This is a genomic window from Proteus sp. PR00224, from assembly GCF_016238105.1.
GTDB lineage: Bacteria > Pseudomonadota > Gammaproteobacteria > Enterobacterales > Enterobacteriaceae > Proteus.
Genome location: NZ_JAEHQU010000001.1, coordinates 721,510 through 733,354 on the forward strand (window position 1 = coordinate 721,510; position 11,845 = coordinate 733,354).

8 protein-coding genes and 2 pseudogenes are annotated in these 11,845 nt (G+C 39.4%); all 10 read right to left on the reverse strand.

Annotated features, from left to right (window positions below):
* Positions 1-48 precede the first annotated feature (48 nt).
* Positions 49-2,046: an acyltransferase family protein gene (locus tag JEP71_RS03330; protein WP_198625745.1), complete on the reverse strand. Its 1,998-nt coding sequence runs from the start codon at positions 2,044-2,046 to the stop codon at positions 49-51.
* Between the two features lie 189 nt (positions 2,047-2,235).
* Positions 2,236-4,110 (reverse strand): phage head-binding domain-containing protein, encoded by a 1,875-nt coding sequence (locus tag JEP71_RS03335; RefSeq protein ID WP_198625746.1) that lies wholly within the window; start codon positions 4,108-4,110, stop codon positions 2,236-2,238.
* A gap of 113 nt (positions 4,111-4,223) precedes the next feature.
* On the reverse strand, positions 4,224-6,254 hold the full coding sequence (locus JEP71_RS03340) for a lytic transglycosylase domain-containing protein (RefSeq protein WP_198625747.1): 2,031 nt from the start codon (positions 6,252-6,254) through the stop codon (positions 4,224-4,226).
* Entirely contained in the window at positions 6,254-7,702 is a 1,449-nt protein-coding gene (locus JEP71_RS03345; protein ID WP_198625748.1) for a phage DNA ejection protein, read from the reverse strand. Before JEP71_RS03345 ends, JEP71_RS03340 begins: the two co-directional genes overlap by 1 nt.
* Positions 7,702-8,382 carry a DNA transfer protein gene (locus JEP71_RS03350; protein ID WP_198625749.1) on the reverse strand — a complete coding sequence of 227 codons (681 nt, stop codon included), beginning with the start codon at positions 8,380-8,382 and terminating at the stop codon, positions 7,702-7,704. The genes JEP71_RS03345 and JEP71_RS03350 overlap by 1 nt, the downstream gene beginning before the upstream one ends.
* Positions 8,376-8,837 (reverse strand): DUF2824 family protein, encoded by a 462-nt coding sequence (locus tag JEP71_RS03355; protein WP_198625750.1) that lies wholly within the window; start codon positions 8,835-8,837, stop codon positions 8,376-8,378. Before JEP71_RS03355 ends, JEP71_RS03350 begins: the two co-directional genes overlap by 7 nt.
* Positions 8,837-9,535, reverse strand: a complete 699-nt coding sequence (locus tag JEP71_RS03360; protein WP_198625751.1) for a phage tail protein — start codon at positions 9,533-9,535, stop codon at positions 8,837-8,839. Before JEP71_RS03360 ends, JEP71_RS03355 begins: the two co-directional genes overlap by 1 nt.
* Positions 9,535-10,557, reverse strand: a pseudogene (locus JEP71_RS17735) (packaged DNA stabilization protein); the annotation flags it as partial. The pseudogene JEP71_RS17735 and the gene JEP71_RS03360, both read right to left, overlap by 1 nt.
* A gap of 420 nt (positions 10,558-10,977) precedes the next feature.
* Positions 10,978-11,316 (reverse strand): annotated as a pseudogene (locus JEP71_RS17740) (packaged DNA stabilization protein); the annotation flags it as partial.
* Positions 11,288-11,785, reverse strand: a complete 498-nt coding sequence (locus JEP71_RS03375) for a packaged DNA stabilization gp4 family protein (RefSeq protein ID WP_198625752.1) — start codon at positions 11,783-11,785, stop codon at positions 11,288-11,290. The gene JEP71_RS03375 and the pseudogene JEP71_RS17740, both read right to left, overlap by 29 nt.
* Positions 11,786-11,845: the final 60 nt, after the last annotated feature.

Here is an 11,845-nt window from a genome sequence, read left to right on the forward strand (position 1 = left end):
TTTGGCAATGAACAAGAAAAAGCCCACTTTAGTGGGCTTTTCTATTAATCAAAGAAAGCTTTTTAAAACCATTTTAGCGCCAACATCAGTTAAGTGACCACCACCACCGCTATATATCGCACCATCACTATTAATAATTAAACATTGCTCATTCTCACAGAAAATCTTATCTGTATAAACTTTATGCAGATTAGGGTGATCTGGTAAAAGAGAATCTAGCTTTTTGGTCGTTCTTATTGTATCTGGATATGATAATTTGCTCGGTGAAAATTCCTCTCTGTATGTAGAGATAGGAGTATTTAATTGTCCTAGTAATTGATTCCTTACATCAATATGAGGAACAGGAATTGGATAGATGACATAAACATCATGACCTTTACTTAATAAGAACTTAATGTTGTCAACATAACTTTTCCACGCTATTTCTTTATCAAAATCAACATTTTCTGGGAATGCAGATGAAGATAAATTGCTTACAGGTATCCTTTTTTTGGGCAATGAAAACTGCCAGTAATTAGCTGCGACTATAATTTTCTTTTTCTCTTGTAAGTTAGAAAAGTATTTTAATCTATCCTCATTAACCACTACGCATTCAGGGACATTACCAAACCAAATATTAGGAGATACAAAAGGACACTGCTCATAAGTCATACTAATAAACCCATGGCCTTTTTCATCTAATACCTTTTTCAATTCAGGATCTAACTGACCAGCAAAACTATCTCCAATATTAATCCATTTTTTATCACCAAAAGCACAAGCTGTATCAACGGTTCTATTATTACATAGTGATTGTTGTTGACTAGATAAATATCCTTTACCTAAATTATTTTCATCTTTTAATTTTCTAAACTCTAATACACTGAATCGTTCATTTACTTCTTTTAATTTTCCACTAAATCTATCAGAAAAGCCTTTGGTTTCTATTGCTACTTTGTAAAAAGAAAACAGTAAAGAAGCCATTAATATAAGTGTTATTATTTTAAAAATACTTAATTTCCTCACCCTGAATTTATTCTCTATCAAATAATAAGTTATTACAGATAATAACATTGCGATTATTATTAAAATAATTAATTGAGAGTGATTTATTTCATCAGACTTTAGTAATCTAAAAAAAACAAAAACAGGCTGATGCCATAAATATAATGAGTATGAAATTAAACCTATAAATACAATAGGCTTAGTTGAGAATATATCATTTGCAATATCTCCTTTATTTGCAAAGATAATAAACAAGCATATCCCAATAACAGGGATCGCAGTTATAAAAGATGGGTGGGGATTATCATGACCAATAAAAAGCATACTATGAATAACTAAAAACAAACCAAAAACTGGCATTACTTTGGCAATTAAGCTACCTATTGTTCCATCTTTCAATGTATCAAGATTTGATCTGTTATAAAACGTGGCTATACCTCCAGCAAATAGTTCCCACGCCCTAGAAGGAAGTAAATAGAATGCTTCATCCGAACTTTCACCAACAATAATATTTGCATACTGTAAAGATGCAAGCATCATAATAATTAAGATACCCAGTGTGTATCTTTTAAAAAACTTGTTTATGAATAAAATAATAATTGGGAATAAAACATAGAATTGCCATTCGACAGCAAGACTCCATGTATGAAGTAAAGGTTTATGTATACTCGCTTCAGCAATATAGCTATCTTCAGATAAGAAATAATAATTAGAGCCAAAATATAATGCCGATCTTAATGATTTCGCATAAGCAATTAAAGAGTCTGGTATTAGAACAAAATATGCACAAATTGATGTGAATATTAAAACGACAAGCAGCGCTGGAACTATACGTTTAATTCTTCGCCAATAGAAATCAACTATCGAAAAATTTCCTTTTTCGAGTTTGTCTCTTATGATACTAGTGATTAAATACCCTGAAAGAACAAAAAAGACATCTACACCTAGGTAGCCACCCTTAAAAACACTCACGCCAAACAACTGAAAGTTTGCGTGATAAAGTATTACTGCAAATACAGCCAACGCCCTAATGCCGTCAAGCTCTCTTCTATAAGATAACATTAACCAAGCCTCAAATTTAACTATATTGTTGATACGTAATGTATTTTATATAGTTATAAACCATTCTTAATAAAATATTATAAGATTATACATGATGTTATCTAAAAGATGATGCACAGCAATAAGTTATATGAAAAATAAATTAATAAACCTTCGTTACTGTGCATTGATATTGGTGCTATACGTGATTTAAATCACTCTTAACTCACCACCTACAATATTAAAGTTCCCAACCTTAATTCCTGATATAATTAAAGAAACCTTTCCATTGTCGTTAATTACTTGGACTCTTGAATCTATTGTTCCGTCTGGTTTCCTGCATGTGTTACCCCATATTGTACCAATATACTCTTTTGTTTCATTGGTATCCGCAATGCGAAGATTTAATAATAATAACTGCATATCAGAATACAGTATTTGTGTATTAAAGGAGCATGTTCCTTTTTCAATGTCTTTTATTGGGTTGTATAATCCATGCAAAGCACCATAAGTGTATCCAGAATTATATTTACCGCTGTAGTTTCCTGGTATATATTCATTAACCACATTGCTAATATGAGTTATCCGGCCGCCAGCATTAATATTCATAGCCTTCTTGTTAATAATTACCCCTTCACCAATTTCAGACATTCTGTATAGTGTGTTAGATAAGCTGGCATTGGCCTGTGTATTTTTAAGGTCTATTACACTATATGATAATCCCTTATTTATAAAATAGTTCTCTGGATCAATGCCAATAATATGATTATTTCTCTGTACCTCAATCATATTTCTTGGTTGAAATGGCTTATGTTTAAATAGATGTTTTGCTCTTTTTGGTAACATATAATTATTTGAGAACGTTACGTGAGAGTATGATCTAAAGTCAAAACAGACGTCTCTATCATCACCAACATTTTCTAAGTAACTATCTTTCACTGTCATATCAAATATCTCACCATTGGAGACTATTGATACTCCTTGAGCCTCAAATGAAGCTTTATCCATAACTAACCCAGTTACACCATGTTCAAAAAGGTATCCATTCCTAGTATTTAATGCTATAGGGGACTCAATCTTTATCAAGTTACAAGCATTCCTATATTTGTGGCCAATAGATTCTTGAGATAATAACGCCTCAGAATTTAAAAGAACGTTATTGTTAGAGTGAAGATAAAAACAATTATTAAAATCGAAACCTAAACCAAAATTTCTAGCAACGAGGTTGTCTGTCTTGCAATTAATATGTAACTCTTTAAATCCAAACGCTCTTCTTCCTATCGCATTATCTACATTATTATTATTAATAACTAAATTTCTTACATAGAGATTACTAACATTTTGCGCCATAACAGGATCATCCATGCATGACACCCACCTACCATTATCTTTTTTACCAGAAATAAACACATCGCCAACATCATCAGTTGGCAAAAGAATTAACCCACCAAAATCCAAATCAATCAACTTCATTCGATCTTCAAATAATGGCAGGTAAATTGTGTCAGTTATTTTACTCCTTAACCCGGAAACACCATTAATACCTACTTTATTTTCGTAGCAGTATTCTAGTGCCTCCATCAAAGCCAATGTGTCATCATGTACTCCGTCACCAACAACGCCAAAATCAAGAATAGAAACAGAATCATCCAGCTTTTTATTTAATTGTCGCTTTACAGAATTTGCAGCTGGATATTTGTATCCAATTAGTGATGAACCATAATCTAACTCCAATTCATTTCTTAATTGGTCAGGATCATACTTCAACACGTTATAATAATAATGTTGCTGAACGCCGTAACTGTCATACACAGCCATGCTATGGCCTTCAACTGTTACAAACTTAGCAATCTGACCATGGTAAACAGGAAATCCAGCCTGATTGATAATTAAAGGCTGAGGAACTGGAATATGAGAACCATCTTCATTCTCTAAATAAACCTGGATTTGGTTTTCTGGTAATGTTGGATCGGTATCAATTTTACCGATGAAAATCTTACCATTACTCGCTGCTTGGAATTTCCTTGCTAGAGTGAATAATTGCGACGGCATCGACACGACGACATTAGGGATAATATCTGACATTGCTTTCTCCAAGCGTGAGTAGTCGCACCAGATTAAAACTGGTGTATTTTGGACGTAAAAAAACCGCAATTAAGCGGTATTGTTATTTTGTAGGTTGTCCATAACCTAATTGATTAGTTCCTGACTTCTTCCTGCGAACCAGCACTTAAACTTTGTGATATTGTAGAGACTGCCTTTTCGAACTTACTTGTTCCTGCCGGAGTTCCTGCTAATCTCATCACTGCCTCTCTAACTGGTTTACTTTCATAAATGCGAGCTAGTGCGCCATAAGTTCCAGCGCCAATTGCAGTTGACGGTTTTATTGCTGCGCCTAAACCAAGCATGAATGGGATTGCTTGCTGACCAGTCGGCGTTGTGACACCAGCTTTTGACGCTTGACGTGTAGCTTCTAAATACTTCTTCAACCCATTTATATAAATAGCTTCTTGACCTCTAAATGCTATTCCAGTTTGGTTTGACATGATATTTAGTTGCCTTAAGAACTGCTCAGGAGAATCACCCGCTTTCTCAATTGCTTTACCAATAATGGCATTCCTTATTTGAGCACGACCTCGGGTGTCAACTGAGTTATACAAGCTTCTAATTTCAGATTTGTTTTTGCTAAATAAAATATTGTTAACTACCTCTGGTGTTAAATCACCTTTGGTTAAGATGCTCTTCAATCGAGTATTTAATATTTTATTAGCTTCATCTGCATAGATAGAATTAGCTTGGTTATACTTGCGTAAAGCATCAGCACCTAAGTTTGTTGATATTGCATCGCTAGCATCATCAGACATGGCTTTATAAACTCTATTTATCGCGGCATCAGAGCGATTGGGCATAGCCATTCTCTCACCCTTTACGTCTTGTCTAAATTGAGTTCTTAAGTCTCTTAGTTGAGAAATGTCAACGTTACTAGATGCAAGTTCGTTTCTGTAAGATTGTAATTTTGAAATGGTTTGCGTGTCAGCAACCTCACCAAGTTTAGATAACTTGGCTATTTCGCTATCAATCTGGTTTATTGCTCGATTAGGAGTAATGGGTACGCCAGATAACGCATTCTGGATTGATTCTAACCTTTCACCAGCCGCCTGTTTTATTGTTGACGTTTTGCGTTTCAAGCTCTCAACAACTTGACTAGGATCGTACTCTCCAAACCTGTCAGCAAAATCACGAACAAGTTTACTCCTAGCCTCTTGTTGATTTGATCGCAAACCTGCCGTACCAGCAAAAGGAATGTTTTCAGCAGCTCCTTGAGCCAGCCTACCGGTTTTTGATTGCGGAGGTACAACATCAGTCGTGTATAAAGGAACATTATTCTGCTTAGCAAATTCAGACAATTCAGATGCTTCTTGAGTTGGCTTACCTGTTGCTACTCGATAACCACTATTAACAAGTTTCTCTGCCGCTTTAAATCCACCTCCAAGCCCTGCTGATAATGCAGTTTGCCACGGGTTAATATCGCCACCACCTGCCATATTAACAGACGATTGTAAAGCCAAGTCTGTTCCCGCTGATTTTGCAGTTGCACCTAACACTGTTGGCGCTCTAGTCGCTGGAGTGAATGCAACTGCGTTCGCGATAAATGGCATGACATCTTCAGATGATAGACCTGGCTTGTTTAATGCATAGCGACCAGACGGTAAATCAACCAGTAAGTTACCCTTCTCATCTTGAGATACTTGCCCCCCCATATTGCTGATGACTTTTACAAAGTCGTTATCATTACCGAACATTTGTACCCAAGCCGCTTTCATTGCATCAGTATTAAATGCATTCATTTCTGGCGAAGACATGATCCCTTCTAGCCCTTGAACTTCAGGAGTCATCTTGCTTTCACCAGTAAATGCGTCAATCACATTTTCACGGAAACCTTTAGCATCATCAGACGATTGCTGTAACCCTTGAGAAAGGTTCTGGTTGGCTTGTTTCATGCCAGCGATATAGCTGTTTTCTGGTTGTGGTGGTTGGGTTGCTTGTTCGGGTTGTGATTGTGGAAGTGGGTATGCGGTATAAAACTGTTGTCTTGCGTTATCTACGTCGTTACCAACATTTGGAGCAACTACTTCATTAAAATATTGCTCCTGTGCTGATACCTTTTGTTCGTTAGATAGTGATTGATACTCAGGTGACGAGATCACATCTTTCCATGGTTTAGCCATTACCCACCCCAGAGATTAGAATACCCACCTTGATTATTAGCGGGCGCTTGTTGTGTTGGTTGCTGACTTGCTGGTGAGCTTAAATTGGCATTATTTTTAGAGTTGAATGCCTTTGTATACTGATCGATTATCTTAACTGAGTTTTGCAATGCTTCTGGGCTAGAGTAATCAAGTTGCGGCATGGACTGGAAGAACATCTTAGCCTCAGCGACAGTATTGATGCCACTTGCACCCATCTCTCTAGCTGCGCCAATACCTTGATTCTGCATGTTACCTTGAATGCGTTGAGCAGCATTATAAAGAGCCCTTGCATCTTTATTTACCGTTCTAGTCCCTGCATCTGCGGTAATCGGCGCTGTCCCTGTACCTCCAGTAACACCAGTTATTGCATTTAGCTGAGAGGCTGGAGCGTTTGCAATTAAAGATAAGTCCTCATTCATTCTCGTGCTTGATGCTGTTCCAGCAGTAGATGACACACTAGATAAAGCGTTAACAGGAATAGTTACTACATTGCCGTTCGCATCAAACCCTTTGTAATATTTGGAATCACCAGCGCCTTGTGCATTTGGGTCTATCATCACAGTCTGACCATTAGCCAGTTGAGCTTGTTGCATTTCAGTTCCCGATTTGCCTTTTAGCGCCAAGAACTGTTTACGTTGTTCGGGTGAAAGTGTCATCATGTACTCATACTCCTGAACTGCCGCTGGTTTACTACCTGCTGAGCTAGCTGAACGCATAGAGTTTTGAGCGGAGATATTTTGTCCACGCACCTGTATCTGATGACCTTCTCTTGTTAGTGCTTCGCCAGCTTGATTGCTTCTGATTTGCTCATCTAAACGACCTTGGTCAATCTGTCTGCCAAGTTGTTTATCTTGTAGGTTAAAGTAATCATCAATGCCTAATGATGACATGCCAATGTGATCAGCTAATTGAACAGCCGCTTTAGGGTCTTTTTCTGCAATAGAAACGGCTTCCATAGGATCAATGCCAAGGCGGCGAAATGTATCTGCATTCTGTCTAACGTAATCAGTGGCATTACCATTCATTACCGCATTGCGATAGCCAGATGATAAGTTACCCAAAGATTCGCGAACATCAGCAGAAACACCCTGCATACCTCCAGTGATGGCTTGAGCGTACTCTGGATAAGTAGCTAGCAACTGTCTCATGCCATCACGATCACTATTCGCGTACGCCTCACCCCATGCTTTTTGGAATTCACCAAGACGCTCTTTGGCTTTATTTTCCTGATAGATACCAGCAAGACCTACAAGTCCATTTAATGCTTGCAGACCCATGTTATTAGCGCCAGAACGAGCTAATTCATTGCTTTGATTAATTGAGTTAATAACAGGATTTGCATCACTAGCTCTTGGCGCATTGTCATTAAATTGACCTATCGAACCAAGAAACCCGCCTGAGTTAACTGATGGTTGCCATGTAGCCATTAAAACAATCCTCCCAATAAACCAACCCCAGCACCAATACCAGCGCCCCATGCAGTACCAAGGCCGGGAACAACGCTACCTAGTTGAGCGCCCGCCATAGCACCACCAAGACCTCCCATCATTCCTTGTTGCATAGATGACGGTCGATTAGCCATAGCCGCTTGAGCATTTGCATTTTGTTGTAGCAATTGCCCCATATTGTTTGCGTAGTTTTGACCAGCACTAGCCTGACCCTGCAAAGCACCAAGACCAACATTGGCTAAGTTCTGGTAGTTATTCATTTGGTCAGCCAACCAACCTTGTCCGAGCGTAGGAGTGATAGATGCAAGTTGATTACTTGTTGCTGTTGAGCCCAGCCCACCAGTAGCTTCTGCGCTAGCTAATTGCTGATAACGAGCTTGGTTTGATAAATCGTTAAATGCTTGAGAGTTGTAGTATTGGTTTAATGCTTGACCTTGACCTTCTAAAGAAGATAAGTTTTGCAACTGACCAATATATTGCTGGGCGAGTGATGTAAACGGCGCAAGGTTTTGCATGTTCGTCTGCCACATTTCACGCTGTAACGCAGTGGCTTCACGAGTGGCATCAGCTTGAGCGCCCGCACCGCCATCACCGCCACCTTTCATGTATCCATGCATTGGTAGAAGTGAGATTCTGAATTTCTCTGAAATAATCAGCATTTTAATAACTCCTCGTACTGCTCGCGTTTTAGTTGATAGATGGTGACACCTACTGGTTTACCATTACTGATATACGCATCATCTAAATGACCGACACGTGTAGCACCAAGCATTTTCACAATAACGCGACCATATTTTGTGGTATCTGGAACCATAGTTACCGAGTTAGTGAATTGACTATTATCCAGTAACCATTTGCAGAATAGTTTGTGTGCATCAAAGGCGTACTTGCCACGGAATCCAGCATCAAATATGGCGTGACACTCAACGACTGTATGCCAGAAGTTGCGCACCTCGAAAACACCAACCAATAGAACTCCCTCATAAATACCTAAGTAAAGCGCATCGGTCTTAATGAAATACTGATCATTACCATCAACGATATTTCCCGTGTTCGACTTATCATTTAAAAACTCAGATAGTCGAATAGGGTTATCAATAATTTTAATTTCCATTAGTCTATTAATCCGTGTGAGCGAAGTGCATCTTCTAGCGCCTTGATTCTCTGTCTAGCCTCAATTAACCCATTTGCTAGGGTTTGCATTTCTGACCGAGTGTAATCAGCACTGAATGAGTAGGATTGGTTAGCGTTAAACGAGCCCTTAAGTGCTGTACCCGTTGCTGATGTAAAGCCAGCAACACGAGTGCCAACAACTTTAGTTCCGTTTACTGAGTAGGATGCTGAAACATCGATAGGAGATAAAAGCTTCTGTTTTTCTGTTTTACTGAGAGAAACGTAATCAACTTTGATTTCAGATATTTGACCATCGAGGTCTTGTATCTTTATTTTCAGCCCATCAATGTCTTGCTCAACGTTAAGAACTCTTACCTCTAACTTAGATAAGTCCTCTTCCGTTTTCGTTATCCGCTCTTCATGATTAGCTAACCTAATGCCATGCTCAATAATTGTCTGTTCGGCATCACCAAGCCTTTCCTCATGATCTGCAAGAACAATATCTTGCTCATCATTTCTAGATTGAGCATCAAAAGCCTCAGCACCAGCCTCATTTGCACGACCAGCTACCTTTGCCATATCATCAGCACCGCTAAGTACTATGCGTCGATATGTTTCACTGAAATTAGTAGGTAGGATATCTGGAACAATATAAGCGGATTGAATTTCTATGGGTTTAGAAAGGTTTTCACTTGCCATTATTCAACCCTCATCGATAGATCGCTCAGTGTTACAGGTGACTTAGTAATAACGCGAACCTTAAACCCTATATTCTTTCTCACTCTTCCTACTCGTCGCCATAACACACGGCGGTCATATTGGAATGGTGAGTTTTGTTCAATCATTTGCTCACGACCAAAGTTAATGCCATCAGTCGTTGCAGAGAGAAATAACCTATCAGCAATCTGGGCGACGCCTGTTGATGCCTCAAGCTCTAAATCGAACACCCTTGCGTTATCGGCTTTAGCCATAGGCGTGTATAGGATATGCTCGACCTGCTTGTCGTACTGAGATGATTTATTGAAGGTAAGATTACCAACAACACCATCGTTCTTATCCGCAACAGTGATCTGATTACCTTCATACATAAAATCAATTGCACGATAGGTTTCGTCATACAGTCCAGACTTTAGAATGCACCACTGCGGATATTGCTGGCTTCCCGCTGCGTCAAAGCAAAGTGTATGGCGCTGTAAGTGAACAATGAGTAACTCATGACCATCGAAGCGAATAGTCTCAAGAGCCGCATGTGATAACTCGTCTGATGTATAACTACGAATGATCTTATCAATACTTGCAGTAGATATTTGACTGGCAGAACCAGAGCCAAGGATATAGACAGATGGCGCGCCGTTTGCTGGGTTGCTGATGAATGCAAATGATTCTCCGAACTTACACTTAGCATCACGACCAGCAATACCCATCTGAACCATATAAGATGGCTGTGGCGCATATATTACTTGTGACGCACTCGTTGATCCGGTAATGGTAAAGTATTCAATGGTTGATGAACCAAAGCAGAGCACCATATCGCGCCAAGAATCAATAGCAATGATGCCGTCAGGTTGAGACTCGGCAGTGTAGAACGGACGATAGCGATCAGGTTTTGACTCATCTTCTAAGTCAGTAACGCCAAACCTTTCACCGCCTTTCTGCAACCAGATGTAGCGCCCTCGGTTACGAGCAACATCGACAACATCACCTAATTCGTATTGAGGGTATCTTTCAACTACCTCTAACACTTCTTGCGTCATTACAAATTCAGTAACGTCTTTGGCTGTTTGTTCGCTAGATTTAGCAAGGTTCATTTTATACGTGACTGTAATTTTACCGCCTGCACGCTTAAGGCCTTCGACTAGAACGTCGGTAAGATAAGGTCTCTCGTCATCTTCCTGCTGAGATAATTTAACGCCCACCATTTGCTCAGTAATAAGCATCTCATTACCGGTTTTACCATCAGAAGTTTTAGGCGTGATTTTTAACGTTAAGAACCCATCTAGATCATTCTTTGTGAGCGGTACAAAATCATCATTACCGTCTTTGTGAGTCCATTTTTTAACGTCGCGTTTATAGCCTTCGGTAATTACCTTTTCCTCAGGCCAGTTAGTTAATTCTTTGACCTCACCGTCATAGCGATAGAGTTTTAACTTACCACCTGACGCTACTGCTTGACTGTAACCAGAGTGCGCCATAGTCACCCTATCTTTACCTTGAATATCAGCAATAGCATTCTGACCACGATAAAGCTTATTACCACACACACGATATACAGTGTTGTTTTTCGTGTTGTACTGAACACCACGAGATACACCATCAACACTATGACGCTTTTCTAATGCAGGGAATGAACGCAAATATCCGGACGCATTCAATACTTCTTTCGGCGTGGCTAGCATGTTAACTGGCAGACCGTCTATGTAATCTGCTGTGTGCGGGTCTTTTCGCAAACCTCTAGCAAGAGGGATCTGAATTCTTGGCATGTGGTTTTCTCCTGTGGAAGTATCGTTGACCAGTCATCGTTAATAAGCGATTACCTGAGCCAATAGGGAAACCATCTGGATGATGAGATCTGGCATTTTTAGCTCTCTTTAAAGCACAACTACGCATGAGTCTTTCTTTGCCATATCTAGCAGTTGTAATAACTTTATCGAGTGGGGCAATTTGGTAATCAGGTGCAATGCGAGTAGCTAAGTTGTAGATAACTGCGTTAATGGCTTGCTTGTGCAGCCCGTGCTCATCACCTTGGTCGATTGGTGTATCTTCATCAGCGAATTTATAACCAGTATGAATTCCTGCGCCATCTTCAAACCACTCATACATCATTGACTCTAAATCAACTACTCCGTCCTCTAATGATTGCGGTTCGATATCTGTTAGCGTGGCATCCGATGCGACACCGAGTTTACGCAGTGCTGCGATGACTAACTCACCCTTCGTTGTTATCTGCATCTTTCACCGCCTTTTTCTTGGTAGCGGGTTTCTTTGCTGGCTCTGGCTCTGGCTCTGGCT

Bases quoted from the DNA above. Each gene is read 5' to 3' on its own strand.
- JEP71_RS03355 (WP_198625750.1), bottom strand. From the start codon at position 8,837: ATGGAAATTAAAATTATTGATAACCCTATTCGACTATCTGAGTTTTTA.
- JEP71_RS03350 (WP_198625749.1), bottom strand. From the start codon at position 8,382: ATGCTGATTATTTCAGAGAAATTCAGAATCTCACTTCTACCAATGCAT.
- JEP71_RS03360 (WP_198625751.1), bottom strand. From the start codon at position 9,535: ATGGCAAGTGAAAACCTTTCTAAACCCATAGAAATTCAATCCGCTTAT.
- JEP71_RS03335 (WP_198625746.1), bottom strand. From the start codon at position 4,110: ATGTCAGATATTATCCCTAATGTCGTCGTGTCGATGCCGTCGCAATTA.
- JEP71_RS03330 (WP_198625745.1), bottom strand. From the start codon at position 2,046: ATGTTATCTTATAGAAGAGAGCTTGACGGCATTAGGGCGTTGGCTGTA.
- JEP71_RS03345 (WP_198625748.1), bottom strand. From the start codon at position 7,702: ATGGCTACATGGCAACCATCAGTTAACTCAGGCGGGTTTCTTGGTTCG.
- JEP71_RS03375 (WP_198625752.1), bottom strand. From the start codon at position 11,785: ATGCAGATAACAACGAAGGGTGAGTTAGTCATCGCAGCACTGCGTAAA.
- JEP71_RS03340 (WP_198625747.1), bottom strand. From the start codon at position 6,254: ATGGCTAAACCATGGAAAGATGTGATCTCGTCACCTGAGTATCAATCA.